The sequence below is a fragment of the Edaphobacter bradus genome (genome assembly GCF_025685645.1).
In the GTDB taxonomy this organism is placed as follows: domain Bacteria; phylum Acidobacteriota; class Terriglobia; order Terriglobales; family Acidobacteriaceae; genus Edaphobacter; species Edaphobacter bradus.
Genome location: NZ_JAGSYF010000002.1, coordinates 468,446 through 495,366 on the forward strand (window position 1 = coordinate 468,446; position 26,921 = coordinate 495,366).

General features: G+C 61.9%; 24 protein-coding genes. 13 read left to right on the plus strand and 11 right to left on the minus strand.

The window, feature by feature from the left end; translation table 11 throughout:
- Positions 1–3: 3 nt before the first annotated feature.
- Positions 4–2,040 (plus strand): potassium-transporting ATPase subunit KdpB, encoded by a 2,037-nt coding sequence (gene kdpB / locus OHL16_RS08010; RefSeq protein WP_263366591.1) that lies wholly within the window; start codon positions 4–6, stop codon positions 2,038–2,040.
- A gap of 11 nt (positions 2,041–2,051) precedes the next feature.
- Positions 2,052–2,630, plus strand: coding sequence for a potassium-transporting ATPase subunit KdpC (kdpC, locus tag OHL16_RS08015; protein ID WP_263366592.1), 579 nt, complete (start codon positions 2,052–2,054; stop codon positions 2,628–2,630).
- Between the two features lie 32 nt (positions 2,631–2,662).
- Here the strand turns inward: kdpC and OHL16_RS08020 are convergent, their stop codons facing one another.
- Positions 2,663–3,298, minus strand: a complete 636-nt coding sequence (locus OHL16_RS08020; RefSeq protein ID WP_263366593.1) for a class I SAM-dependent methyltransferase — start codon at positions 3,296–3,298, stop codon at positions 2,663–2,665.
- Between the two features lie 135 nt (positions 3,299–3,433).
- Here OHL16_RS08020 and OHL16_RS08025 point away from each other — a divergent pair, with 135 nt between their 5' ends.
- From OHL16_RS08025 to OHL16_RS08035, 3 genes are all read left to right on the plus strand, one after another.
- The gene (locus OHL16_RS08025) at positions 3,434–4,123 is read left to right on the plus strand and encodes a DUF4339 domain-containing protein (protein WP_263366594.1); all 690 of its coding nucleotides are present in this window, start codon (positions 3,434–3,436) and stop codon (positions 4,121–4,123) included.
- Between the two features lie 62 nt (positions 4,124–4,185).
- Entirely contained in the window at positions 4,186–4,521 is a 336-nt protein-coding gene (locus OHL16_RS08030) for a DUF2752 domain-containing protein (RefSeq protein ID WP_263366595.1), read from the plus strand.
- Positions 4,522–4,549: 28 nt separating this feature from the next.
- Positions 4,550–5,242 (plus strand): aspartate/glutamate racemase family protein, encoded by a 693-nt coding sequence (locus tag OHL16_RS08035; protein WP_263366596.1) that lies wholly within the window; start codon positions 4,550–4,552, stop codon positions 5,240–5,242.
- Between the two features lie 66 nt (positions 5,243–5,308).
- Here OHL16_RS08035 and OHL16_RS08040 read toward each other — a convergent pair whose 3' ends face one another.
- Positions 5,309–5,833, minus strand: a complete 525-nt coding sequence (locus OHL16_RS08040) for a bactofilin family protein (RefSeq protein ID WP_263366597.1) — start codon at positions 5,831–5,833, stop codon at positions 5,309–5,311.
- Between the two features lie 403 nt (positions 5,834–6,236).
- Between OHL16_RS08040 and OHL16_RS08045 the strand changes: the two genes are divergently transcribed.
- On the plus strand, positions 6,237–6,929 hold the full coding sequence (locus OHL16_RS08045) for a hypothetical protein (RefSeq protein WP_317891049.1): 693 nt from the start codon (positions 6,237–6,239) through the stop codon (positions 6,927–6,929).
- Between the two features lie 90 nt (positions 6,930–7,019).
- On the opposite strand, the gene OHL16_RS08050 is transcribed toward OHL16_RS08045, so the two are convergent.
- Both OHL16_RS08050 and OHL16_RS08055 read right to left on the minus strand, forming a co-directional pair.
- Positions 7,020–8,165 (minus strand): PA domain-containing protein, encoded by a 1,146-nt coding sequence (locus OHL16_RS08050; protein ID WP_263366598.1) that lies wholly within the window; start codon positions 8,163–8,165, stop codon positions 7,020–7,022.
- 293 nt (positions 8,166–8,458) lie between these two features.
- A complete protein-coding gene (locus OHL16_RS08055) occupies positions 8,459–9,799 on the minus strand; it encodes a cytochrome-c peroxidase (protein WP_263366599.1) in 1,341 nt (446 codons plus the stop codon).
- 295 nt (positions 9,800–10,094) lie between these two features.
- Between OHL16_RS08055 and OHL16_RS08060 the strand changes: the two genes are divergently transcribed.
- Positions 10,095–10,559 carry a hypothetical protein gene (locus OHL16_RS08060; RefSeq protein WP_263366600.1) on the plus strand — a complete coding sequence of 155 codons (465 nt, stop codon included), beginning with the start codon at positions 10,095–10,097 and terminating at the stop codon, positions 10,557–10,559.
- A gap of 125 nt (positions 10,560–10,684) precedes the next feature.
- On the opposite strand, the gene OHL16_RS08065 is transcribed toward OHL16_RS08060, so the two are convergent.
- Both OHL16_RS08065 and OHL16_RS08070 read right to left on the minus strand, forming a co-directional pair.
- Complete coding sequence (locus OHL16_RS08065) at positions 10,685–11,095, minus strand: septal ring lytic transglycosylase RlpA family protein (protein WP_263366601.1); 411 nt, start codon at positions 11,093–11,095, stop codon at positions 10,685–10,687.
- A gap of 120 nt (positions 11,096–11,215) precedes the next feature.
- Positions 11,216–11,605, minus strand: a complete 390-nt coding sequence (locus OHL16_RS08070) for a septal ring lytic transglycosylase RlpA family protein (RefSeq protein ID WP_263366602.1) — start codon at positions 11,603–11,605, stop codon at positions 11,216–11,218.
- Positions 11,606–11,807: 202 nt separating this feature from the next.
- On the opposite strand from OHL16_RS08070, the gene OHL16_RS08075 reads away from it, so the two are divergent.
- Positions 11,808–12,842, plus strand: coding sequence for an NADP-dependent oxidoreductase (locus tag OHL16_RS08075; RefSeq protein ID WP_263366603.1), 1,035 nt, complete (start codon positions 11,808–11,810; stop codon positions 12,840–12,842).
- On the opposite strand, the gene OHL16_RS08080 is transcribed toward OHL16_RS08075, so the two are convergent.
- Positions 12,832–13,518 (minus strand): MarC family protein, encoded by a 687-nt coding sequence (locus OHL16_RS08080; protein ID WP_263366604.1) that lies wholly within the window; start codon positions 13,516–13,518, stop codon positions 12,832–12,834. The genes OHL16_RS08075 and OHL16_RS08080 overlap by 11 nt on opposite strands.
- A 92-nt stretch (positions 13,519–13,610) precedes the next feature.
- On the opposite strand from OHL16_RS08080, the gene OHL16_RS08085 reads away from it, so the two are divergent.
- A complete protein-coding gene (locus OHL16_RS08085) occupies positions 13,611–14,234 on the plus strand; it encodes an FmdE family protein (protein ID WP_263366605.1) in 624 nt (207 codons plus the stop codon).
- A gap of 67 nt (positions 14,235–14,301) precedes the next feature.
- On the opposite strand, the gene OHL16_RS08090 is transcribed toward OHL16_RS08085, so the two are convergent.
- Positions 14,302–14,685, minus strand: a complete 384-nt coding sequence (locus tag OHL16_RS08090) for a hypothetical protein (protein WP_263366606.1) — start codon at positions 14,683–14,685, stop codon at positions 14,302–14,304.
- A gap of 539 nt (positions 14,686–15,224) precedes the next feature.
- Between OHL16_RS08090 and OHL16_RS08095 the strand changes: the two genes are divergently transcribed.
- Both OHL16_RS08095 and OHL16_RS08100 read left to right on the plus strand, forming a co-directional pair.
- The gene (locus OHL16_RS08095; protein ID WP_263366607.1) at positions 15,225–16,862 is read left to right on the plus strand and encodes a GH39 family glycosyl hydrolase; all 1,638 of its coding nucleotides are present in this window, start codon (positions 15,225–15,227) and stop codon (positions 16,860–16,862) included.
- Positions 16,863–16,884: 22 nt separating this feature from the next.
- The gene (locus tag OHL16_RS08100; protein ID WP_263366608.1) at positions 16,885–18,201 is read left to right on the plus strand and encodes a glucoamylase family protein; all 1,317 of its coding nucleotides are present in this window, start codon (positions 16,885–16,887) and stop codon (positions 18,199–18,201) included.
- A 60-nt stretch (positions 18,202–18,261) separates the two neighbouring features.
- Here the strand turns inward: OHL16_RS08100 and fusA are convergent, their stop codons facing one another.
- The gene (gene fusA / locus OHL16_RS08105) at positions 18,262–20,400 is read right to left on the minus strand and encodes an elongation factor G (RefSeq protein WP_263366609.1); all 2,139 of its coding nucleotides are present in this window, start codon (positions 20,398–20,400) and stop codon (positions 18,262–18,264) included.
- Positions 20,401–20,647: 247 nt separating this feature from the next.
- Between fusA and OHL16_RS08110 the strand changes: the two genes are divergently transcribed.
- Both OHL16_RS08110 and OHL16_RS08115 read left to right on the plus strand, forming a co-directional pair.
- Complete coding sequence (locus tag OHL16_RS08110; protein WP_263366610.1) at positions 20,648–22,255, plus strand: SpoIIE family protein phosphatase; 1,608 nt, start codon at positions 20,648–20,650, stop codon at positions 22,253–22,255.
- Positions 22,256–22,523: 268 nt separating this feature from the next.
- Entirely contained in the window at positions 22,524–25,076 is a 2,553-nt protein-coding gene (locus tag OHL16_RS08115; protein WP_263366611.1) for a glycoside hydrolase family 31 protein, read from the plus strand.
- A 19-nt stretch (positions 25,077–25,095) separates the two neighbouring features.
- On the opposite strand, the gene purN is transcribed toward OHL16_RS08115, so the two are convergent.
- On the minus strand, positions 25,096–25,710 hold the full coding sequence (gene purN / locus OHL16_RS08120; RefSeq protein WP_263366612.1) for a phosphoribosylglycinamide formyltransferase: 615 nt from the start codon (positions 25,708–25,710) through the stop codon (positions 25,096–25,098).
- A gap of 63 nt (positions 25,711–25,773) precedes the next feature.
- Positions 25,774–26,844 (minus strand): carboxypeptidase-like regulatory domain-containing protein, encoded by a 1,071-nt coding sequence (locus tag OHL16_RS08125; RefSeq protein WP_263366613.1) that lies wholly within the window; start codon positions 26,842–26,844, stop codon positions 25,774–25,776.
- Positions 26,845–26,921 lie beyond the last annotated feature (77 nt).

The following is a 26,921-nucleotide window of genomic DNA, read 5'->3' on the forward strand; positions in this document are numbered from 1 at the left end:
CTCATGACCTCACGTAAACGCTCACTCTGGGATGCAAAGATCGTCCGCCGCGCACTCGTCGACGCGCTCGCCAAGCTCAATCCGCGCACGATGATGAAGAACCCCGTCATGTTCGTCGTCGAGATCGGCAGCGTCATCACGACGATCTATCTCTTCCGCGACCTCGCCGCGCATCGTAACGCGCTCGGCTTCGACCTCCAGATCACGCTCTGGCTCTGGTTCACCGTCCTCTTCGCCAACTTCGCTGAGGCGATGGCCGAGGGCCGGGGCAAGGCCCAGGCCGACGCCCTCCGCCGCGCCAAGTCAGAGACCACCGCCGTTCGCCTGCGTACCGATGGCACCACAGAGAACGTCCCCAGCTCCGCTCTGCGTGCCGGAGACCGCTGCGTCGTCGTCGCCGGACACATGATCCCTGGCGACGGAGAGATCTACGAAGGCGTAGCTTCCGTCGACGAGTCCGCCATCACCGGAGAGTCCGCCCCCGTCATCCGCGAGGCCGGCGGCGACCGCTCCGCCGTCACCGGAGGCACGCGCGTCCTCTCCGACATGATCAAGGTCCGCATCACCTCCAACCCCGGTGAGACCTTCCTCGACCGCATGATCGCCCTCGTCGAAGGCGCCGAGCGCCAGAAGACCCCCAACGAGATCGCCCTCAACATCCTTCTCGCCGGGCTCACCATCATCTTCCTGCTCGCCGTCGTCACACTGCAACCCATCGCGATCTACTCCACCGCGCCGCAGACCGTCTTCGTGCTCATCTCGCTGCTCGTCTGCCTCATTCCCACGACTATCGGCGGTCTGCTTTCTGCCATCGGCATCGCAGGCATGGACCGTCTCGTACAGCACAACGTCCTGGCGATGTCGGGCCGCGCGGTCGAGGCCGCCGGCGACGTCAACACGCTGCTGCTCGACAAGACCGGCACCATCACCCTCGGCAACCGCCAGGCCGCCGAGTTTATCCCCGCGCCCGGCGTCAGCAAAGACCAACTCGCCGACGCCGCGCAGCTCTCGTCTCTCCCCGACGAGACCCCCGAGGGCCGCAGCATCGTCGTGCTCGCCAAGGAACTCTACGGCCTGCGTGGCCGCGAGCTGCACGAGCTCAACGCTGAGTTCGTTCCCTTCTCCGCGACGACGCGCATGTCCGGAGTCAACCTAGACGGCCGCGTCATCCGCAAAGGCTCGACCGACGCCATAGCCCGCTTCCTCAACGACAACGGCGGCAAGCTGCCCGAAGAGCTCCGCGCCATGGTCGAGACCATCGCCCGCGCCGGAGGCACACCGCTCGTCGTCGCCGAAAACCGCCAGGCCCTCGGCGTCATCCACCTCAAGGACATCGTCAAGGGCGGCATGAAGGAGCGCTTCTCCCAGCTCCGCGCTATGGGCATCAAGACCATCATGATCACCGGCGACAACCCGCTTACTGCCGCCGCCATCGCGCGTGAGGCAGGGGTCGACGACTTCCTCGCCGAAGCCAAGCCCAAGGACAAGATGGACCTCATCAAGCGCGAGCAATCCGAGGGCAAGCTCGTCGCCATGACCGGCGACGGCACCAACGACGCCCCCGCGCTCGCCCAGGCCGACGTAGGCGTCGCCATGAACACCGGCACGCAGGCCGCGAAAGAGGCTGGCAACATGGTCGACCTCGACTCGAACCCGACCAAGCTCATTGAGATCGTCGAGATCGGCAAGCAGCTCCTCATGACCCGCGGAGCGTTGACCACCTTCTCCATCGCCAACGACGTCGCCAAGTACTTCGCCATCATCCCCGCGATGTTCGCCGCGACCTTCCCCGTGCTCGGCGCGCTCAACGTCATGCACCTCAAGACGCCGCAGTCGGCCATCCTCTCCGCCGTCATCTTCAACGCGATCATCATCATCGCGCTCATCCCGCTCGCGCTGCGCGGCGTGAGCTACAAGGCCATGTCGGCCGAGTCGCTCCTCCGCCGCAACCTCATCATCTACGGAGTCGGCGGTATCATCGCTCCCTTCGTCGGTATCAAGCTCATCGACATGATCATCACCGCGATCCACCTGGCCTAAGGAAAAGAACCATGCGCCGTCATCTCACCACCGCCGTCCTCTACACCATCGTCACCACCGTAATCTTCGGCGTCATCTACCCGTACGCCGTCACCGCCGTCGCGCAGCTTCTCTTCCACGACAAGGCCAACGGTCAGCTCATTCAGCAGAATGGCCAAGTCGTAGGCTCGCGTATCATCGGCCAGCCCTTCACCGCGCCGGGCTACTTCCACTCGCGCCCATCCGCCGCGGGCAACGGCTACGACGCCGCCAACTCCTCCGGCTCCAACTACGCCCCCACCAACAAGAAACTCATCGACCGGGTAGCCGGCGACGCCTCTGCTCTCCAGTCCGACAACCCCAACGCCGACATCCCTGTCGACCTCGTCACCGCCTCAGCCTCCGGCCTCGACCCGCACATCACCCCCGCCGCGGCCGATTTCCAGATTCCCCGCGTCGCCCGTGAGCGCAATCTCCCCCCGAGCACCCTTATCGAGCTCGTCGCCCGCCACACCGAAGGCCGCCAGCTCGGCTTCCTCGGCGAACCCCGCGTGAACGTTCTCGAGCTCAACCTCGACCTCGACCGCACCGCACCACTCGCCGCAAAATAGCGGCCTTTCAGATATACAACTGCGTCGCGCCCTCAACCTGACGCAGGAGATAGAGCACTTCGCCGCAACACGAAGTACATCATCTCCTGCGTCTGCCCCGCTGGTGTGCGATGGCTCACTCTTCTCGACTCCATCAGCTCAAAACCCGCGACCGCAGCGTCGCGCAGCGCAGCCTCGTCATATCGTGAGACGTCCAGCCCGCTGCATCGCTCCGGACCATCAAGCGCGAACGTCGCCAGAACCAGCGTTCCATGCGGCCGCAGAATCCGCTCCGCCTGCTCGAAGTACCTTGTTCGATCCTCGACCGCGTTCAGAAAATGAAATACGGCCCGGTCATGGCAGACGTCGTATCGTTGCAAGTCGAGGTTGGCTTCCAGAAAGTCGGCCATCAGCCACGTCACGTCCTTGCGCCTCTCTCCCAACCGCTGTTGCGCAACCTCCAGCGCAGGCTCCGCCACGTCGAGTACGGAGATGTCCTCATACCCTGCGGCCAGCAAGTCATCCACGAGCGTGGACGCGCCGCCTCCGATGTCCAGAATCGCCGCCCTTTTCGACTCCGCAACGCGCTCAATCAGCGCGATCGACAACTCAAGGTGAGGCCGGTACCAGCTCACCGAGGTTGCAGGTCTCCTGCGATAGACCTCTTCCCAATGCGCACGGCGATCCATCGGAACATCTCCCTTCAACGCTCTAAATACGCAATCTACTCTTATAGGAACGATCGTGACTTCGTATCTGCAAAATTGTTTTGTCGTACGGCCCGCTCCGTGTTTTCATCTGTCTTGAGCTTCACAGGAGCGCTCATGCCCTACCAGATCTCACGCGAAGGCCAGCTTTACGGACCTTACACCCTCGAAGACCTCCAGCGCTATCTCGCCTCCGGCAACGTCCTTCTCACGGATCTCGCCAAGAGCGAAGAGATGCCGGACTGGGTCCCCGTCTCGCAGATCCTCGCTCCGCCCACGCCCCCGAGCGCAGGCTCCGGCTTCGCGGCGCAACCCGCCTACGCTGCACCGGCCTACCCCGCCGCGGTTCCCTATCAAGAGCCTCCTGACCTCAACTGGGGCTTGCTACTGCTCATCGACGTCCTCACCTGCGGCCTCATGCAGGTTGTCTGGAATCTCATCCTCGCCGCATGGGCCCGCCGTATCGAGCCCGCCAGCAAGGCGCTCATCTACTACATCATCGCTCTGGTCTTTATTGTGGCTAACTTCGGCTCCTCGTTCGGCAACGCCATGGCCGCGATGCGCCACGAGATCGTCCACCCTAACTTCCTCGGCCTCAGCCTTGGCGTCATCGCCTGGGTCATCCGACTCATCGCCCGCTTCAGCCTTCGCGATACCCTCGAACAGCACTACAACACAGCCGAACCGCTCGGCGTCCGCTTCAATCCCGTGATGACCTTCTTCTTCGGCGGAATCTACTTCCAGTACAAGCTCAACGAGATCAACCGCATGAAGCGCGGAGGCCTTCGCTACCCTCCCGCCTACTGATGCTCCCCCGCCCCATCACGCGCAGCCGCATCGCCACAGCATCACGAGCAGCTGCGCCCATCGTGCCTTTCACGATTGCAGCCGCCATGCTGCTGTGCTTCCCGCCCGCGCAATCGCGCTTTTATCCGCGGTGCCCTATCTACGCGCTTCTCCATCTCCAGTGCCCCGGCTGCGGAGCCACCCGCACTCTCGCCGCTCTCCTCCACGGCCATCTCACCGAAGCGCTCCGCCTCAACGCCCTCTTCACCCTCGCATTGCCCATCCTCGCCGCATGGCTCGCGCTCGCGTACCTGCGCTTCCTGCAACGCAGACCCTTCCGCTTGCCTCAGCCGCCACAACCCGCCGTCTACGCTACTCTCGCCATTGCGGCGCTCTTCACGATCCTGCGCAATCTCTAGCGAATCTCCGTCGCTGTAACATCACCTCATGCCCCAGCACATCGGAATCGTTGCCTGCTCTGCCGAGGGCGCAGCGCTCTGCTATCGAACCATCTGCGTGGAAGGCGCACAGCTCCTCGGCCCGCACGCTCATCCCGAGGTCTCCATGCACACCTACTCCCTCGCCAGCTATATGCAGTGCATCTACCGCGACGACTGGCAGGGCGTCGCCGAGATCATGCTCTCCTCCGCAGAGAAACTCGCAAAGATCGGCGCCGACTTCCTCATCTGCCCGGACAACACCATCCACCATGCGCTTCCCTTGCTCGAAGCGCGGTCTCCGCTCCCCTGGCTGCACATCGCCGAAGTCGTCGCCGCCCACGCCGCCGAGCGCGGCTTCCATCGCATCGGCATCACTGGAACCCGCTACCTCGTCGAGAGCGAGGTCTACCCGCGCAAGCTCACCGCGCACGGCCTCGGATATCTGCGCCCGGAGGCCGACGAACGCCAAGCGATCAACCGCATCATCCTTGAGGAGCTGGTCTATGGCGTCTTCAAGCCCGAAGCCATCGCAACCTTCCAGCAGATCATCGGGCGCATGAAGGACAACGGCTGCGACGCCGTCGTCCTGGGCTGCACTGAGATTCCTCTGCTCATGAACGACGCAAACTCGCCCCTGCCCACGCTCGACTCCACACGGCTGCTCGCCCGCACAGCCCTGCACCGCGCCGTCGTGGACTGAACAAAGGCCCCCAGATGTAGAACGGCCCCGGAATCATCACCGGGGCCACTCGCACTCTATGAGTTCTTACGCCTCGACCGCGACTGGCTCCGCCACAGCGACCGGCTGGGCCGTTCCGCCCTTCAGATCGGTGCCACCCGGCTTGCGGATGTCGATGCCGCCCTTGAAGAACGCGCCGTCTTCAATCGAGATGCGCGCCGCGATCACGTCGCCGGTCAGCGAGCCTTCGCTGCGGATGTCCACGCGATCGCTCGCCTGGCAGTTGCCCCGGACCTTGCCCAGAACAACAATCTCGCGAGCAACGATGTTGGCGGCGACCTGGCCGTTGCGGCCCACTGTCACCCGGTTGCCAGGCAGGTTGATCGCACCTTCGACCTTGCCGTCGATGTACAACGATTCTGAACCCGTTAGCTCGCCCTTTACCACCAGCGACTTGCCGATCGTTGCCTGTTCGCCGGTGGACACACCCGTTCCAGTAGGAGTGCTCGTCGTCGCCGGGCGCGATGTCTCAAAGCTCGCCACCGGAGGAGTCGGCCGCGACGGTTCAGGAGTTGGGGGGGTATTGCTTCCCGGCTGATTCGGTTTCCACATATTTGTCTATGTCCTTTCGTGACTGCTCAGAAATTCTCCGTTGTTGTCCGCGGTCCAGAGACTCGCTATCGCAACGGCTCACGCGCTCTTTCCACGATACTACGCTGCTCCCGCCCGCAAATGACGCACGATTCACAATCTATTCCACAGTTTTTTGAACCATCTTCAGTACCCCGGAATCTCTTTCCCCTCGACAAGAAATATCTTCCCCACGTAACCCCTTTTATTCCACTCCCCCGAAAGGGCCATGTTCCCGAATAACTCCCTATTGCAAATCCGACGCCCTCAAGTAGCATGGCTCCACTCGCCTATCTTCGGCGCGCGGGGTTTCGCGCATCGGCATCTCCAGCACAGCGGCCTTGGGCTACAGAGGCCGCCCAACCTCCCCCGGTGAACACGTCCCTTGAAAATCCGTTGCGGCCTTCTTCTGCTGAGCTTCTCCGCCTTCACCCTGGAACCTCTCTTCGCATCCGCCCCCAAAGTCCATACCGTCTCTCTCGGAGCCGCTCGCCGCGTGCCCTACACGCAGCCCGACGCCACGCCTGACGAGAAATCCGACGAGACCTCCACCCTCAAAGTCCGCCCCCTCTTCGTCGATGACCGCCAGAAAGACTGGACCACCGGCGATATCCACGACATCACCGACCGCACCTTCGCCGTCCGCCGCGCCCTTCGTATCAACGACGCGCTACCGACCGACTCCGTGCCGCACTGGATCTGGCAGCCCGGCTCCTGGATCACCGTCGATCGCGTCACCGGCCACATTACCGCGCTGCACCTTCCCGACTTCGACCCCGTCGTCTCCAACGCTGTATGGTTCCGCGACTACGCCGCCTACTGCGGCACCAACACCACCACAAAAGGCGGCAGCCTATACGCCATCGTTGCGCAGCTCGGAGCCCGCCGCGCCGTCGTGCAGAAGCTCATCGGCAAATGGCCTGAACTCAACCACTTCGTCCCCGTCTGCCAACCCGCGAAGTGGACGCGCCTCCCTCTGCGCGTCACCATCCAGCCAACCGGCGGCGACGCCACTACCTACGACGTCGTCGGAACCTCCTCCATCGTCGAAGAAGGCGACAACGACGACTCCAACTAATTGCGTCGCCGCCTCGCAGCGGCTACTCCTCACAGACCGCCGAAGAGTCCCGGATTTTGCTGCGAGACCCTTTGGACTGATCCTGAGCTGTCACTCCTTAACGAATACGGTTACCGGAGTAGTGCCTCCTCCCGAATTGTTGATAAGCGCCAACCCGGTGGATCGCTGGACAAAGACCGCCGGAATGTCAGTGGCGGGGTCAGCAATATGGAGCCAGGTTGGCTGGCTGCCACCACCCATCTCGAACACGCCCTCTCCGCGAGAGAGGACGTGGCCGCTGCTGTTGTAGACGATTGCGGCCGTCGCACCATTGGCCTTCGCCTTAGTTATTTTTTCGACGAACGTGCACAAGCCCCGCTGGATTAGCGCGATCTTACCGTTTGGGTTAGCCAGATACGTATCGACGTTGCATCCACGTCCGACGTTCACGATTTCCCCGTGGAAGGTCCCGGCCGAGGGTCGGAGAGCGAATCCCGCATTCCCTATTGGCCTCCGTCCAGAGAACGCACCGCTGGGGCTGGTGATATACGGCTGATATAGGAAGCTCTGCGCAAATGCTGATGGCTGGCAGCCCGCGAAGGACTGATTCAAGAGGCCGAGCAGGTCCGTCAATTGTCCAAAGGAGAGGGGGAAGGCCGGTTGCCCCGTCCCGAGAGTACTGTCGGCAGCATCCAAAACTTCAAGAACAGCACGCCCATTTAATGCGTCGGCTTGTGTCGTAGTTAGCAGCTGGCCATCAAGCGTCAGACCTCCCGTGTTGGTAAGGTTCAGAACGTTGAAGCCCACGGGCAGCACCATGGCGTTGGCATAACTGAAGTCGGCGTTCAAGCCCAATGCCACTCTCTGGGTGGCAAGGGTTCCTGCCGTGCCCATGTCGGTCGCGTTCGTAGCATTCATCGAGAATGCGCCGGGTTTGCCATTCGCCCCCAGAGCCTGACGCAAATCAACATAGGCCGAGTCGAGGAGTACCCCCTTGCCGATGTCCACTAGAGTGCCAGTCGGCACCCACTGGTAGAGGTTTCCTGGTGCTGAGGATCCAGCGACACGAGTAGAAGAAAATTCCGGGTAGTTGTTTTGGACAGTTTGAAGGTCTTCCGCGGCTGGCACTACATTGTTGCTGTAGTAACCCTTCCCTTGCGTACAGAACGTGCCGTTCGCAAACGGCGGGTTTTGCGCAAAAGCTGTCGTACAGGCCACCGCCGACAGCAGGATCGTCAATATATTCTTTCGTATCATGGTGTATCCTCCGCGTGATTTCGCCTAAGGCGCAACCTAAGAGGTGCGCGCACTTAGCATCATTCTTGTTCGTAGTTGCCGCGTAGACGACGCAAGTTGGGGCAACATTCTCCCGGGGCCGCCCAAACGCTGGGAAATTGCGCGCGGATACTATCCCCATGAGAATCTCAATGTCAAGTGACTTGACCTGCCTGGAGGAGTTCCTCGAGGCGTTCGGCGGATCCTTCGGTGTCGCGCGGGTGCTGGCGCGGGCTAGCGGCTGTGGGCCGGCTCGAGTCTACGACCGCGCTGGATCACGGACGGGGCGGCTCGGGCCGAGGCGCTTTCGGGCCGAAGGCTCTCGCCGTGTCTCGCTGCGGTCGCTTCGTCCGAGAGATTTCGCGCTGACGCGCCAGTTCCCTGATCCCCTGTTCCTTGTAATCCGCGCTCGTCAGCGACGCCATGAACGCAACCAGATCGTCGATTTCCGCTTCCTTCAGGGCTAGCGGCTGAAGGTCCTGGTCGAGATAGGGATTCTGCAAGCCGTCGCCCTTGTTGTAGTGGTCCACCACGTCCCAAAGGGTCTCTTGCGAGCCGTCGTGGAAGTAGGGTCCTGTGACCATTACGTTGCGCAGGTTCGGAGTCTTGAAAGACGCGATATCAGACTCTTTCTTGGTGATCAGAAAGCGGCCGAGCACTGACATCTCCGTCTGGATGGCAGCTTGATCGATGGCCCCCGTATCGCCCGAGTTGATGAGATGCTCCGCCTGGCCCGCAAGCGCGACGACATTATGTCGGATGATCCCGACACCGATATTGTGAAAGTCATCATCCTTGAAGTTCGTGACATCCCGTTTCTCTTCCGTCAGCGCGTGGCATTTATTGCAGCGGCCCTTGGTGTTGAATAGCTCCCAGCCGCGCATCGCTGCGGCATCGATAGCGTTCTTGTCGCCAGCGATAAAGTGATCAAAGGGAGAATCAAACGACAGCAGTGCTCGCTCGTAGGATGCGATGGCGCGCTGCAGGTCGGGGCCGTTGGGCGGCCGACCGAAAACGCGTTTGAATGCCTGCCGATATTCTTCGATACCTGCGATCTGCGCCACGGCCGCATCCAGGCTGGGCTGGCCCATCTCAATGGGATTGATGATCGGTAGAGCGGCCTGCTCCTCAAGTGTCTTCGAACGGCCGTCCCAGAACTGCGTCTTGTTGTAAAGTGCGTTCAAAATGGTGGGTGCGTTGCGCTGGCCAACGCGGCCCTTGATACCAATCGAGCCAGGCCTCCCGTCGGTAAAAGCGTGATCGGGATCATGACATGTACTGCAGGCCACGGTCCCGTCAGCCGACAGACGACCATCGAAGAACAGTTTTTCGCCGAGGTCAATCTTCTCGGCGGTTTGCGGATTGTCAGGCGGTATTGCCGCACGAGTCGCGGCGGCGGGGACACCAACCTGTTGGAGAGTTCTGGGGCGGGCCAGCGAACCGGCTTCGGGAATGGGAGGCGCCTTCCCACTGGCTTGCTGCTCCACTCCGGCCGTTGCGGCTTCTGGCTTCGGATTCGCAGGCTTACCCGCACCATCGCAACCGAGGATCAGCGTAGCGGCGCTTACGACCGGTATGAGTTCAGCCCATAATCGTGTCAGCTTCGCAACTCGCATCCCACAGTGCTCCTAACCGTGGCAAGCCATCTTACGTTGATAATACTTCAGAGGTTTAGCCGGCATTGAAGATTGTTCTCGAATGACGGCATCGTGGAAGCTTACGGGACCACCTCTCATCGTCGGAACCTCCTCCCTCATCGACGAGGGTGACAACACCGACGACGGCACTGATCATCTCCTTTCTGGCCCGTGAATTCCAAGGCAAGTTGCTGCTAGCGGTACAGCCGAGGGTGTATAGTCTCGTGCTGCCGAGAAGCAGGCGTTGCATTGTTCCTCGGGAAAGGAGAAGTACATGAAAGTTAGGACCCTCCTGTTAACTCTGGCGTTGTTTTTTGTCGGAACAGCCGTAGGCTTCGCCGCCAACCCGCACACGGGCACCTGGAAACTCAATGAGGCCAAGTCGAACTTTCCAGCAGGGGTGACGAAATTCACGACTGTCGTCTACGAGGCCGCGGGCGACAGCGTAAAAGTGACCACGGACGGAACCGACAAGGATGGTAAGCCGCTCCACACCGAGTGGACCGGCAAGTTCGATGGCAAAGACTATCCGGTCACCGGCGATCCTTCCGTAGACGCGCGTTCCTATATGAAGATCGACGATCACACTCTGAGCCTGAGCAATAAGAAGAACGGCAAAGTCGGCACAAGTGCCCGCATCGTCGTATCCGCAGACGGCAAGAGCCGCACAGTGCACGTGACAGGAACCGACCCGTCTGGCAAAAAGGTGTCCAGCACCGCGGTGTACGACAAGCAGTAACTGCGAGCCCCGCAAGAACATGGTTCACGTGCAGGCACCGTCAGGGAAGATTTTTCATAACTGCGCAAAAAAATGGGAAGCCATCGACACAGCGATGGCCTCCCATTCACGACAGGAACCAGCCACTACTGAGGGGGTGCCTTCACCTCAGTCGACTCGGCCCCGTATATTTTCATTTTGAAGCTGTCCGAAGCTGCAGGAGGCGCACTGACAATATGTCCTGCCTGGCTTGATCCGTGGTCGGTCACCGTTGCAACGGTACTACGTCCATTCTGCTTATTCGTAGCCTTCGCCTTCGAGCCTGCCGACGGCGTATTGTGTACGACGGTCTTCGCACCTGGGTGATCTATGTGATCTATCTTGCCGCTGACCGTCTTATCCAGCGCATGGCTGTAAACCTTGGCCAGGCTGGAAGTCGAAGTTGCGCTCGAAGCCGAAGTCAGGCCATACTCCGCGGCCGCCTGCCCTCTGGCACCCTGCGGTGTCACGCTAAGTATGAGAACAACGAAAGGGCCCAGAAGTAGTTTCGTTTTCATAGCCATTCCTCTCCGTCCGCTGCGAGCCCAGGTTTCATCGTGCTGGCGGATTCAAAGTCTACTCCCGAATCCGTCCCTCAACCACGCAAATCGTAGGCGCGACAACAAAATGCGAGGCCATCAACGAAGCGACGACCTCCCATCCGCACTCTGAACCTCCACGTCTACCGGCGTCACCCCACCTCGATGCATTCCAAGGCTGTGCGCAACGGCCGGAGACACATCGAGAACGCGTCCCGGCTGCGCTGGCCCACGGTCGGTGACCGTTGCCACCGCACTGCGCCCGTTCCGCTTGTTTGTAATCTTCACCTTCGAGCCAAACGGCAGCGTTTTGTGAGCCACCGTCATCGCGCCCGGCTGATAGATCTTTCCACTAGCCGTCTTGTGACCATCCAGCCGGTGGCTGTATACCGTCGCCAGCCCCGACTCCGTCTTTCCGCCCGCCTGCGCCGCGCGGGCAAGCTGCGATGCCTCACAAAGAACAAGCATGGAGGCCAAAAGCAATCTCATCCTGGTCACTGCCACTCCTATCCGACCGCTCCCGCCACCGTGATTTCCATTTTCTCCTTTGGCCATCTTGACGTACTATCGTGCCAGCGGGCAAAAAATCTACTCCCGCATTTCGTCGCAAAGCCAATCCTTCTCTTTTTGAAAGTTGACCGGACAGACTTGGCCACTGCTGAGTCATCCAAACTTCTAACGGAGGAACCCCATGAAGGCGTTACGCCTGGTAGCGACTACCCCATCTCCCGAGTTGATCGAAGCCGTCGTTGCCCAGCCCCAGCCCGGCCCCGGCGAGGTCCTCGTCCACGTCACCGCCGCGGGGATCATCCGCACCGAACCCCTCTGGTACCCCACCACCCACCTGAAATCCGGCGCGCCGCGCGAGGGCGCCATTCCCTCGCACGAGTTCTCGGGCACCGTCGCCGCCCTCGGCGAAGGCGTCGCCGACTTCACCGTCGGCCAGCCCATCTACGGCACCAACGACTGGTACGCCGATGGAGCGCTCGCCGAGTACTGCGTTGCCCACACCGCCGCTATCGCACCCGCCCCCATCACGCTCTCGCCCGTTGAAGCTGCCACCGTCCCCATCAGCGCTCTCACTGCCTGGCAGGGCCTCTTCGATCATGGCCATCTCCACCCTTGCGACCGCGTCCTCATCCATGGCGGCGGCGGCTCCGTCGGCCTCTTTGCCGTCCAGATCGCGCACCTGCACGGCGCCCACGTCATCGCCACGGCCTCGCCGTACTATTTCGACCTCCTCAGGCAGCTCGGCGCCAACGAGCTCATCGACTACCACACTAAAAGGTTCGAAGACGTCATTCGCAGGCCCGTCGACATCGTCTTCGACACCGTCGGCGGCGACACTCTCATGCGCTCGCTCCCGTTCATCAAGCCCGGCCGCTTCGCCGTCACCATCACGCCGGACAGCGCGAACTCCACCAACGAGCGCATCAAAAAGGCCTTCTTCCTCGTCCAGCCCAACCAGCGCCAGCTCATGGAGGTCGCGCACTTCCTCGACACCGGCAAGCTCCGGACCTTCGTCGACGCCGTCGTCCCGCTCTCGCAAGCCGCGGATGCCTACGCCGGCAACGTCCCGAACCGCAAGGGCCGCGGCAAGCTGGTAGCGGCCATCACAGAATCCTGGACGCCGCCGCCCGCGATTAAAGCTGCTCTGTCGCCGTTCCAGCAGTCATTTCGACCGGGCCCCGAGCGCAGGCCTTCAACGTCTGCGACTAAGCCCTGACTTGGCTAATCAACCCATCAAGCAGAGGCTCCAGCCCATGCCAGGCAATCTGCACCCCGATGCAGAGCAGAATGAACGCCACCACCCGCAGGATCCCCTGCACCGTCGCGGGCGAAATTCTACGCGTAATCTGCGGCGAATACGCGTAGCACAGATACACCAGTATGCTCAGCAGAAGCACCGCCACCATCAGTCCCACATGCGCCAGCACATTGGTGCTCAGCTTCCTGTTCGATGCATGCGCGCTCAGCGTCAGCATCACCACCAGACTCCCCGGCCCCGCTGTAATCGGAAACATCAGCGGATAGAACGTCTTCGCAGCCCAGTTGTATGCTGCGTCTTCGCTCTTGCCAGCCCCGCTCTGCTTATCCTTCGCTGCTATGCCGGCATCCGACTGGTTCAGCATCTGCCACCCGATCGACGTCACCACCATCCCGCCTGCCAGCTGCACAACCTCCAGCGAGATCCCGAAAAACTCCAGCACATACGAGCCCACCAGCTCGGTCACCGCGAAGAACAGCACCATGTTGATCGTGATCTGCCGCGCCAAAGACTTGTAAACCTTCTCCGTCTGTAAACCCACCAGCCCCAGAAACACCAGAGCAGACCCCAGCGGGTTCACCACCGGCAGCAGCGCGCTGAACCCCAGGGCAAAGTATTTGAACAGAACCTCCACCGCCTATCCTCCTCTGGAACATCGCGACGCGGGTCCCCTGCAACAATACTATCGGCGAGCCGCACCTCGCGCCCCGGAGCTATCATCACCCCATGCAGTCCTTCGACGACCTCCTACGCGAAGCAGAGATAGCCCACGGCCACCTCTGTGCTGGCCAGATTCTCGGCGTCCGCATGGCCATGCTCGGCTGCCGCCTCCTCGGCATCGACGACCCACGCGGAGCCGACCGCAAGCGTCTTGTCACCTTCGTCGAGATCGACCGATGCGCCACCGATGCCATCGGAGTCGTCACCGGCTGCCGTCTCGGCAAGCGCGCCATCAAGTTCCGCGACTGGGGCAAGATGGCCGCCACCTTCGTCGACCTCAGCGCCACTATTGAACCACTCGGCGACACTCCCACCTACAAGGCCATTCGCCTCGCCGCGCTCGAGTCCTCCAAACAGCGCGCCCGCGAACTCTACCCGCAAATCGAAAACAAGAACCAGCAGCAGATGCTCGCCTACCGCGAACTGCCCGATGCCGAGCTCTTCAGCGAGCAGTGGGTCCGCGTCCCGCTCCACCCGCGTGAGAGGCCCGGCTACAAATCCGCGCGCATCGCCTGCTCCATCTGCGGCGAAGGCATCAACTACGACCGCGAAGCACCCACCGGCGGCCCCATCCTCTGCCAGGGCTGCGTCCATCCCGAGACCCGCTACTACCAGCCACTCGAACCCTAATCAATCCCTGCGAAGAAATGGCCAGCGCGGGAGACATCCCCGCACCGGCCGCAATAACCTCGTTCACTTACCGTCTGTCGCGATCCCAGTCGCGATCCCTGTCACGATCCCAGTCGCGATCACCGTGGCGGTCGAACCAGCGGTCACGGTCGTGCTCCCACGCCTCATGGCGCTCCCAGGCTTCGTGCCGCTCCCAGGCCTCGCGGCGAGCAATCTCCTCACGGCGCTCTTCCTCATAACGCAGCCGGTCATAGTAGTCCCTGCGAGCGTAGTAGTCCGGCGGGTACGCGTACGCCGGCGCATATCCATAGACAACCGGCGGATACCCGAACTGCACGCCGATCCTGACCTGTGCCTGTGCCTTCGCCGGTGATGCCAGCGCAAACGCCCCAGCCACCAGACCCATCGTCATCGCCTTCGCAACCATCGCCTTTACATTCGTGAGCATCATGACCTGCCTCCTGCCTTACATCTCACTGAACACTCATTCATCCACCCAGTTGCGCGCAACTTTTTCTTATCGGGCCGTGTCTAGAGGACACTCACCTGCACAAAGGTATGTCCTTGGCTTTTTCCCATTCACGAATAAGATTTCGCTTTGCTCTCTCCGCACCCGCTGTTACCCTCCGCAACCAGCCGGCTCTCTGCTGAAACCGCTACAGCCAAGTTCACCTGCCGCTTGCGATTGATCCCAGTCGCAGCCTTCAACAGCTTTCCAATTTCGAACAAGCTGACCTCGCCTCCAGCGTCGCGACTGCCTTAGCAATGTCCTTCGCATCTCCCCAACAATTTACGATGGAAGAAGGGCATGCGTTCTCAAAGCCTCCGAACCGAATTAGCGCCGGCCCAGCAGAAGGCCCCTCGACCACCCGGAACCTGCGGCGTCTCAGCAGCATAAAATGATGCGACTTGTTTCGCTCGTCGCGGGTTGGCCCTGAACCGCTCAAAGAACGGCTCTGATCGAACAGCCGACAAGAAAGGGAGGTCGTTTTGACAGTCTCGAACGCAATCAAGCTCAATTCCGTTTGCCTCCGTGCCACGCACGCGCTTCTTCTCCTCTCCGCACTGTTCGCCGGGTCCGCGGGCAGCGCCCAGACCGCATCCGCTCCCTCCGAGACCATCGTCATCGACGCCGCCGCGCCCGCCACGCCCTTCCCCCACTTCTGGGAGCAGACCTTCGGCTCCGGCCGCGCCATCCTCGCGCTCCGCGAGGACTACCGCAACGATCTCCGCTCCGTAAAAACGGCGACCGGCTTCGACTCCGTTCGCTTCCATGGCATCTTCATGGACGACGTCGGGCTCTACGACCCTGATCGCAAGCCCATCCAGTTCGCCCAGATGACCAAGGCGACCGCTGAAGCACCAGAAAACGCCGGAATCTACAACTTCTCCTACGTCGACCAGATCTACGACGGCCTGCTCGCCAACGGCGTCCGCCCCTTCGTAGAGCTCAGCTTCATGCCGAAGAAGATGGCCTCTGATCCCAACGCCTTGCACGCGTTCTGGTACAAGCAGAATGTCTCGCCGCCCAAAGATTACGCGGAGTGGGACGCGATGATCACCGCCTTCACCCAGCATCTTGTCGATTGCTACGGCCTCGACGAGGTCTCGCACTGGAACTTCGAGGTATGGAACGAGCCCAACATCGACTTCTGGGGAGGCAATCCCAAACAGTCCACCTACTTCGAGCTCTACGACCACACTGTGCTCGCCATCAAGAAGGTCAACCAGCGTCTCCGCGTCGGCGGGCCCTCCACCGCGCAGGCCGCATGGGTTGCTGACTTCCTCAAGCATTGCCACGACCGCAACATTCCCGTGGACTTCGTCTCCACGCACGTCTACGCCAACGACACCGCTAAAGACGTCTTCCATAGCGATGAGACGATCCCACGCGATCGCATGGTCTGCCGCAGCGTCCGCAAGGTGCACGACGAGATCGCCGCCTCGGCCTTTCCCCACACGCCGCTCATCTTCAGTGAGTACAACGCCAGCTACGCCAATGAGCCCGACGTCACCGACTCGGTCTACATGGGGCCGTGGCTCGCCACCACCATCAGCCAGTGCGACGGCCTCACCGAGTCCATGAGCTACTGGAGCTTTTCCGACGTCTTCGAAGAGCAGGGCGTCGTTCGAACGCCATTCTACGGCGGCTTTGGCCTTCTCGCCGAGAACAGCATCCCCAAGCCGGCCTTCAACGCCTTCGCCATGCTGCACCAACTCGGCGACCGCCGCCTTGCCGTCAACTCAGACTCTGCCCTTGCAACGCGGCTCGCCGGCGGCTCGCTCGTCCTCGCCCTGTGGAACTACGCGCCTCCGTATGGAACCGGGGCCTCCTACACTCCACCGCCCGCGACGCCGGGCGAGGCAAAGACCTTCACGCTCACGTTGAAGGGAGTCGCTCCCGACGCCGCGGTCAAAATCACGCGGCTGGACGCCGATCACGGCAACGTCGTCAAAGCCTACGACGCCATGGGGCGGCCTGCCTTCCCCAGCCGCGAGCAGATCACCTCGCTTCGCGCAGCCGGACAGCCTGCTCCACCTGAAGCCACATCGCTCCGTGCAGGACGCATGACCATCTCGATCCCACCGCAGGGGCTCGTCCTCGTCTACATCAGCAAAGCAAGATGACTCCAGGAGACACGGCACAACCATGAGATCCGGCTCGAACCGCATCACTCGCCGCGACGCGACCAGGTTGCTCGCCGGATCTCTCCTCTCCGGGCTCTCCGCTCCGCCTCTGGCCCACGCCTTCGCCGGTGCGCCACCCGCTTCCAGCAGACTGAGTCAGGATGACGAGGCCTTTCTCGACGATCTCGAGCGCAGCGCCTGCCTCTACTTCTGGGAGCAGGCCGATCCCTACAACGGGCAGGTCCTCGACCGCGCCATCAACAAGACCGCAACCGGGGAACGCGACCATCGTTTCGCCGCCAGCATCGCAGCCACAGGCTTCGGCCTCACCGCGCTCTGCATCGCCGATTACCGGAAGTATCTGCCTTCGGACCGCATTCGCCAGCGCGTCACTGCAACCCTGCAGTTCCACCTCAGGCCGATGCCCAACGAGCACGGCTTCTTCTATCACTTCAACGACGTCAAGACCGGACTCCCGCTGCTCAACAGCGAGGTCTCGCCCATCGATACCGCGCTTCTGCTCTGCGGCATCCTCACCTGCCGCGCCTACTTCAACGATCCGAAGATCACCGATCTCGCCACCAGAATCTATGACCGCATCGACTGGCCCTGGATGCTCAACGGCGGCAAAACCTTCGCACTGGCCTGGCTTCCTGCGACAGGCTTCCTCGACCCGCGCTGGGACCACTACGCCGAGATGATGATGCTCTACCTGCTCGCGATCGGCGCGCAGAAGAACCCCATTCCGGCCTCCTGCTGGGACGCCTTCTCACGCCCCAGGATGCATTACGGCCCGTACAGCTACATCAGCGGACACGATCCGCTCTTCGTACACATGTACTCGCAAGCCTGGTTCGACTTCTCCCGCAAGCGCGACGCCTACGCCGACTACTTCGCCAACTCCGTCACCGCCACCCGCGCCCACAGGGCCTTCCTCCTCAGCCTCCATCGCGGCTACACCGACGACTACTGGGGAGTCTCCGCCTCCGACTGGATGCACGGCTACACGGCCTGGGGAGGACCTCCGCTCATGGGGCCGGTCGACGGGTCCGTCGTGCCTTATGTCGCTGCCGGAGCGCTGCCCTTTCTGCCGCGCGAGTGCATGCGCGTCCTGCGCTCGCTCAAGGAGAAATACGGCAAGGATGCCTGGGGCCGCTACGGCCCCTGCGACGCCCTCCACCCTGCCCTCGCGTGGTACGACCCCGATGTGCTCGGAATCGACCTCGGCATCGGCGTCATCATGGCGGAGAACCTGCGCAGTGGACTCATCTGGAAGACCTTCATGCAGAATCCAGAACCAGGAAAGGCCATGAAGCTGTGCGGCTTCCGCAACGCCTGAAGACACTCACAAAGGCTCGCCCAAACCTCTGAGAAACCTGCTCTTTGCTGAATCGGCGGCCTATTCCTCCTCGTCGTGAACCGGCCGCTTGGCGGAGGCCAGAATCTTCTCGGAGACCTGCTGGGGCACTACATCGTAGTGGTCCAGTTCCATACGGAAGCTGCCTCGACCCTGTGTGATCGACGTCAGCGTGGAGCCGTAGCTCAGCATCTCGGCCATCGGGACCTCAGCCCTTAGAACCGTGCCTGCGCCTGCGCTGTCCATTCCCTGTACGCGGCCTCGCCGTCCGTTGAGGTCGGCGATCAACGCGCCTGCAAACTCGTCCGGAGCCTCAATCTCGGCGCGCATCACCGGCTCCAGCAGCGTCGGCTTGGCCTGCTCCATGCACTTGCGAAACGCAAGCCGCGCAGCAAGTTTGAAGGACATCTCACTGGAGTCGACCTCGTGGTAGCTTCCATCGAAGACGGTCACCTTGATGTCGACGATCGGGTATCCGGCCAGATAGCCGCGCCCCGCGGACTCCTGAATTCCCTTCTCGACCGCAGGGACAAACTGCCGCGGAATCGCGCCGCCGAAGATATCGTTCTCAAAGACAATCCCGCTTCCCCGCGGCAGCGGCTCCATACGAATCTTGCAGTCTCCAAACTGCCCGTGCCCGCCGGTCTGCTTCTTGTGACGGCCCTGCGCCTCGGCCCTTCCGCGAATCGTCTCGCGATAAGGAACTTTGGGCGCCTTCAGCGTCACCTCCGTGTGATAACGCCGCTTTAACTTAGAGACGATCGCTTCAATATGCTGCTGCCCCGCGCCGGCGACCAGAAATTCGTTCGTCTGCGGATCGCGGTAAAACCGCACCATCGGGTCCTCTTCCATCAAACGGTGCAGCGCAGGAGCTAGCTTGTCTTCATCGGCCCGCGACTTCGGCTCGATGGCATAGGTCATCGCGGCATCCGGCATCGGCACCGGCTCAAAGAGGACCTCGTTGGCTTTGTTGCCGAGCGTGTCGCCGGTCAGCGTCGAGCGCAGCTTGGGAGCGGCACCGATGTCGCCGGCGTGCAGCTCCGCAACCTCCACTGCCTTTCTGCCCTGCATCGTCGAGAGGTGGCAGAACCGTTCTGCCTCATGGCGCGTGAAGTTCTCGATCGTCATGTCGTTCTTCAACACGCCGCTCACGACCTTGAAGAAGGAGATTCTTCCCGCGAACGGATCTGACATCGTCTTGAAGACGAAGACCGCGAGCGGCTCCTTGTCGTCGACCTTGCGCATCACAATCTCTTCGGCCGGAAGTCCCGCGCTTCCATTGGCTCCGGCAGTTCTCAGACCTCGTGCAGCCACCGGCTCACGCTCCAGCGGCGACGGCGCATAGACCTTAAGAAAGTCGAGCAAATGGTCCGTGCCCACATTGCGCAGGCCGCTCGCATAGAGCACGGGAAAGATCCTGTCCTCGCGGATCGCCTCGTGCAGCGCAGTGATCAGATGCTCCTCGGGGATCGTGCCGACTGCGAAGAACTCCTCCATGAGCGCGTCCTTGCCTTCGGCGACCAGCTCGACCAGGGCCTCGTGCGCTGCCTTGGCGTCGGCGGCCATGGCATCGGGAATCTTCCCAACCTCTCCGCGCCCGCTGCCGTCGGGTTCATAGAGAAACGCCTTCATCGTCACAAGGTCCACGACTCCGTGGAAGCCGTGCTGATCGATGATGGGCAACTGCACCGGAACCACCTGGCGTCCCCATCGCTGCTGCAGGTCTTCGATCATCTGCATCCGTCCTACCCTGCTGTCTGCCTTGGGATGATCGACCTGGTTCATCAGGATGATGCGCGGCAGATTGACCTCGCCAGCGTACTTCCATACGCGATCGGTCATTGTCTCCACGCCGCAGCGCGCGTTGATCACGACCAGCGCCGTCTCGACGGGCATCATCGCCGCGCGCGCCTCATGCGCAAACATGTGGAACCCGGGCGTATCGACGAGGTTCATCTTCACGCCTTCCCACTCGGCGAACGCGACGGCGTTGGCCATCGTCGTCTGTCTTGCGACCTCCTCTTCGTCGTACGCCGTCACCGCGGAGCCATCTTCGACTCGCCCCAGCTCGGGAGTCATCTTCGCTGCATGCAGCATTGCGGCGATCAGGCTTGTCTTTCCACAGTGCGCGTGCCCCACAACAGCGACGTTACGAATCTCGCTTCCTGAATAAACCCTCATACTGGAGTCCTCCCTCTTCGCCGCAGCGAGCGGCCCCTCTTCAGCACCCGGCCACCGGGGCTTCCCGAGGGGAATGGATGCTACCACCATGGGCCGTCCACCCTCAACAGGCCTGAGCCGCCCCTTCCAAACCGTGAGCCTGTCTCGCAATACGGCCTGGGGCCAGACGCAGGTGATAGACTTTCGCTTCAGTCCCCGGGCGCCCGGTCACCTCCACTAAAGGACAGCGCCCGCCACGGCCCGTCCAATGGAACTCAGCCAGCTCCCAGTACGGCTCGTCATCCACGAGGGCGAGAACTCGCGAACCGTCAACATCGACACAGTACCCTTCACCATCGGCCGTCAACCGGGAAGCAACCTCTTCCTGTCCAATACGCAGGTCTCCCGCCAACACGCCGTCCTGCATCGTGATGAAGACGGTTACTTCCTTCAGGACCTCGGCAGCCGCCACGGCACGCTCATCAACGGTATCCGGCGCGAAACAGCACGCCTGCAATCGGGTGACCGCATCCAGCTCGGTCTCTCCAACATCACGCTTGTGTTCCTCACTGCGCTCGATCAGCGGACGTCCTCGACGCGCAACCTGCTCACCCTCTTCTCAACTGGCTCTTCCAGTACTGAGCTCGAAAAGCTTTCCCTCTTCCTCCAGGCGGCGCAAAGCTTCAACAATACCCGCGTCCTCCAGGACGTCCTCAGCACCATGATCGAGTACACCCTGCGCCTCACCGGCGCAGAGCGCGGCTTCGTCTTCCTAGGAGATAGCCCCGCCAACCTCACCCTCGAAACCGGCCTCAACTGCGAAGGCCAGCCTCTCGTCGACGACTCCAAAATCTCGCGGTCCATCCTCCGCGACGCCGCGCAGTCGGGTCAGGAATATCTCATCGGTGATGTCAGTGGGGAGGGCCAGCCCGTGAGCCGCGAGAGCATGGTCGCCCACGACCTGCGCAGCGCCATCGCCATTCCCCTCCGGGGCCGTGCCTCCACCAATCTCCTCGGCATCCTCTACCTCGACAGCCGTCTCCACACCGGGACTCTCAACCGGGTCGGCCGCGACATTCTCCACGCCATCGCTACGGAAGCGGCCACACTCGTCGAGAACGCCCGCATGGTACAGGCCCAGCGCGCCGCCGACCTGCTTCGCAACGAGTTGGAGATCGCCGCTTCGATTCAGCAGAGCATCATCCCTCGCGAGCTCCCCACCTTCCCCTACGCAAACCTTATGGCTCGCGCCGTCCAGTGCACTGAGGTCGGGGGCGATTTCTACGACGTCATCCCGGTCAGCTCAGACAGCGATGGCAATGATGGCTTTGTCGCCATCGTCGCCGACGTCTCCGGCAAAGGCATGCCCGCTGCTCTCCTCGCCGCCATCATTCACGGGATGATGTACGCGCAGGTCAAAGGCTGCTCCTCGCTCGTCAACGCCGTCGCCACCGTCAATGATTTCCTCTGCTGTCGCGTCTTCGGGCAACGATACGTCACTCTCATCGCCCTTCACTACAGGCCCTCAGGGCAGGTCGAACTCGTCAACGGCGGTCATGTCTCTCCCTTTCTCGTCCACGAAGACGGAACCGTCGAGCCAATCACCGATGGTGACGTTCCCGTTGGCCTCCTTCACAACGCAACCTTCCACTCCATCACGCTCACCCTTCCTCCAAAAGCAAGGTTGGTACTGTTAAGCGACGGTATCACTGAGGCGGAAGACTCCAGTGGAGAGCAATTCGGCCCAACGAAGCTTAAGCGCGAACTGGCAACCGCTGAGCCCGTCCACGCCATCTTCACTTCCATGCACCGCTTCAGTGGCGGCGCGCCGCCACGAGATGACTGTACCCTGCTTGTCATAGACAGAACCACATAGCCCGGCTCCCTGTTCAAGCCCATGAGACTTCTCCTGAAATTCAACCTCTTCAATCGGGCCATCGTGATGAAACGCCGTATACAGAGCGGCGATGTTCGGATGATTCAGTCCAGCCAATACGCGAATCTCACGCGTAAACCGGTCCAACATGTCTCGATTGGCTGACGAAGCCGAAAGCAGTACTTCATCGCGAGAAAAACCATCTCCCCTCAACATTTCATAGCCGCAAATAATTACATTTGAAATGCAGCCGTTTTAGGGAGACTTAATGCGCCACACCATCCTTGCCCTTGCTCTTGCGCTTACTTTCACTACTGCCGCCAAAGCGCAGACTCCCACTCCCGACCAGTCCGCCCTCACTCTCAATCACATAGAAAAGACTTCACCGCTGCCCAACGGCCTCGCCGTCACCGTCAATGGGGCCGTCATGCAGATCACGGCGCTCCGTCCCGACGTGATCCGCGTCCGCATCGGCCGCAACGGCAGGCTTCCCGAGGACGCCTCATGGGCCGTTCTTCCCGCCGCGCGCACGGCCACCAGCGCGGTTCAGCCGGACTCCTCGCGCGAGGCCGTGGGCTTCCACACCGATGCGCTCCGTGTCTCACTCGACCGCCGCGACGGCACGCTCCGCGTCACCGACCTCGCCGGGCATCTGCTTCAGCAAGACCTTCGCCCCGTCGAGTATCACGGCTCAAGCTTCCGCCTCTATAAAGTGATGCAGCCCAACGAGCACTTCTTCGGCCTCGGCGACAAAGTCGGCCCGCTCGACCGTCGCAACCAGGCCTTCACCGACTGGAACACCGACTCCTTCGGTTACCAGGAATCCACTGACCCCATCTACAAGAGCATCCCCTTCTTCATCAGCTTCACCCAAGGCCGCGCGCTGGGCGTCCTCTTCGATAACACCTTCCGCTCCAGCTTCGACTTCGGCAAGGAGCTCTCCAACGCCTACAGCTTCGGCGCGCCCGACGGCCCCATCGACTACTACCTCTTCTATGGCCCAACGCCGCGCAAGGTCATTGAGACCTACGCATGGCTCACCGGCCCCTCGCCTCTGCCGCCGCTCTGGTCGCTCGGCTTCCAGCAGTCGCGTTACAGCTACTACCCCGAGTCGCGCGTGATGGAGATCGCCAACAAGCTCCGCGAAGAGAAGATTCCCGCCGACGCGCTCTACCTTGACATCGACTACCAGCAGAACAACCGCCCCTTCACCGTCGACACCGTCAAGTTCCCTCACTTCGCGCAGATGATTCAGCAACTCGCCGCGGAGCACTTCCACGTCGTCGCCATCACCGACCTGCACATCGCCAATCTGCCCCACCAGAACTACGCACCTTATGACACCGGCACTGCGGGCGACCACTTCGTCAAGAACCCAGACGGCTCCGTCTACACCGCAGCCGTCTGGCCCGGCCCGGCCGTCTTCCCGGACTTCACACAAGCCTCCTCGCGCGCCTGGTGGGGAACCCTCTATACAGATTTCTCCAAGCTGGGCATCGCCGGCTTCTGGAACGACATGAACGAGCCGGCCATCTTCAACGTCCCCACGAAGACCATGCCCGACAATGTGCAGCACCGCATCGACGAGCCCGGCTTCGCTCCGCGCACGGCCACTCACCTTGAGATCCACAACATCTTCGGCATGGAGAACACGCGAGCCACCTACGACGGCCTGTTGAAGATCAATCCGAATGAGCGGCCCTTCGTCCTTACGCGCGCCAGTTACGCCGGAGGCCAGCGCTACGCCGCCACATGGACAGGCGACAACAGTTCAACGTGGAACCATCTCCGCCTCACCACTCCCATGCTGCTGAACCTCGGCCTGAGCGGCTTCGGTATGAGCGGCGCCGACGTCGGAGGCTTCGCTGGAACTCCGCAACCCGACCTGCTGACCAAGTGGCTCGAGCTCGGCACCTTCCAGCCCATCGACCGCGACCACACCGCCAAAGGAACCGGCGACCAGGAACCGTGGGTCCACGGCATCGCACAGGAGGCGATTCGCCGCCGCTACATCGAAGAGCGCTACCACCTGATGCCCTACCTCTACACGCTGGCCGAAGAGATGTCGCGCACCGGAGTCCCCATCGTGCGCCCGCTCTTTGTGGAGTTCCCCAACGCCACCCCCGACGGCCATCCGCTCGACCTCGACGCGTCAGGCGAGTTCTTCTTCGGACCCGATCTACTCGTCGCGGCCTCGCCCTATCCTGACGAGTTAGACGCTTACGAACTCCGCCTGCCCCCCGGCGACTGGTACGACTACTGGACAGGCAAACTCGCCGCGCACATCACCACCACCTCAAGCCGCGATGCCGAACAGCCTCTTGCAACGGCCAACGCGAACAAATCCGAGGCAGTGACTCAGCCAGCGCGGCCGCTCCTCATCACTCCGTCACTCGAAGTTCTCCCGGTCTACGTGCGCGGAGGCTCGATTCTTCCCCTTCAGCCGCTGGTGCAGAGCACGGAGGAGACGCCGCAGGGGCCGCTCACCCTGCGCGTCTATGCCCCGCACTCGCAGAATGAAAACTGCAGCGGAACCGTGTATCAGGACGACGGCATCTCCTTCGCCTTCCGTCAGGGCGCGTACCTTCGCATGGACTCAACCTGCAAGGTCGAAGACGGACAGCTCCACATTCACATCGGAGCGCACCAGGGCAGCTACCAACCGTGGTGGAAGCAGCTTCGCATCGAGGTCTACGGCTGGCGCTCCGCCGCGACCGCCGCAACGGTCAACGGCAGCTCCGTTTCTCTGGCTCCAGACTCGAACGAGACAGCATTCACGGTAGACGATACCGGCAGCGGTCTCGATATTGTTCTGAAGTAACGCACTCGCCACGGGGCGACTAGCTTGAGCGGCGGAGGTAGCGGCGATCCTGAATGGCGTAGTCGCCGCTGAGGACGCGGGCGATGGCCTCGGGGTAGACGATGTGCTCCTGCTCGAGGATGCGCGCGGCGAGGGCCTCGGCGGTGTCCTCGTCGTGAACCGGAACGGCGCGCTGCAGGATGATGACGCCGTGGTCGACGGCCTCGTCGACGAAGTGGACCGTGCAGCCCGTGACTTTGACGCCATGGTCGAAGGCCTGATGCTGCGCATCGAGGCCGGGGAAGGCCGGCAGCAGCGACGGATGGATGTTGACGATACGATTCGGGAAGGCCGCGACGAAGGCGGGCGAGATGATGCGCATGTAGCCTGCGAGGCAGACGAGGTCCACGTTATGCGCCCACAGCTCGGCGAGCATCAGCGCGTCGTGGGCGGCGCGGGCCTCGGTGCCTTTGCCCTGCTGGGGAATCGCAAGGGCTTTGAGACCGAGTGCGCGGGCAGCTTCAAGGCCGGGCGCGTCAGGCTTGTTGGAGAGAACGATAGCGATCTCGGCATCGAGACGGCCTTCAGCGATGGCGCGATGGATGGCGAGAAAGTTTGAGCCGCGTCCGGAGAGGAGAATACCTAGTTTCTTCATGCGCTTTGTGGCTTGAAGCCATCTTTATTATGCGGCCTTGTGAAGAAAGATCAGACTGAGGGCTCAGGGATTGAGCATCGCCGAGTTGTGGACGTGAGGCGTAAGCCTGCGGACGACGAACTCCTGAAAGACGTTCGCGACTGCGCTGCCAGCGATGCCAATTCCTGCGTCTTCAAAGGTAAGGCGGGCGCCTTCACGATTGGCGGCCGGATAGTAGAGGTTCGAGATGCCGCCTGCCGCCAGGTTGCCGAGGATGCTGGAGTAGTTGGGCTGCCAGCGGCCGTTGTCGCCCTTGCAGATCACTGCGTTGGCGATGGCATACAGAACGCGTGACCGCGTGGATCCTGTGCCCTTATAGAAATATCGCGGGTCTTGCTTGAAGAGAATCGGCAGAACGGCGTTGCCGAGCAAGGTGCCGGCGAAGGAGGTGGCGTAGGAGGCGGCGTAGCGCTTGGCGTAGCCTTGGCTGCCTTGCCCGTAGTCGTCGAAGTCATCGTTAGCCTGCTGAACTCCAGCGACGGCCCCGGTAATTCCGAGGTTGATGGGATCGAACGACGCCTTCCATGCAAGCTCAAACTTCTGTGCGGGGGCAAGCGGCATGGGGTTGGGCTCGTAACTGACGTAGAAGTTCGGGATGAAACCGAGGACGCGCTGCCTCTCCTCGATCCTCACCTGCTCCTCGGCCAGCTCGCGCTGCGTGACGGCCTGCACCTCAATGGCAGTGGCCGCAGTCAGCGAGATTGCGGAGACCTCATAGCTCTGGCCCGCCTGCACCTGTCCTGAGGTCTGCTGGGAAGCGAATCCAGTGGCCGAGATCGAGAGCGTGAACGGCCCGGGCGTGACGTTGGCGAAGCAGAATCGCCCGTCGGCGTCTGTGGCCACCGTTCGTCCGGGTGGCTGGCCCTCGCGACCAAGCGTCACCTTCGCGCCGGGGACGATTGCTCCGTCGTGGTCGGTGACGGTTCCGGCAATGGTCGCGAGCATCCGGGGGGTGGGGGTCTCGGGGAGTTCCGAGCCAGCCGCGGATGACTGCAGCAGCTCCTGTGCGCCAGCTTGAGCGACCGGACCGCAGATCAGAGAGAGCGCAAGCACCAGCGCGCCCTTCAGCCAGCAGTTCTGCGGCTTGAGGGGCAAAGCTCGGGGGTCCCTGGTTGCGCTCAGAGTTAACGGTCCTTTGCGGCAGAATGACAATCAAGAGCAGTGAAGCAGAG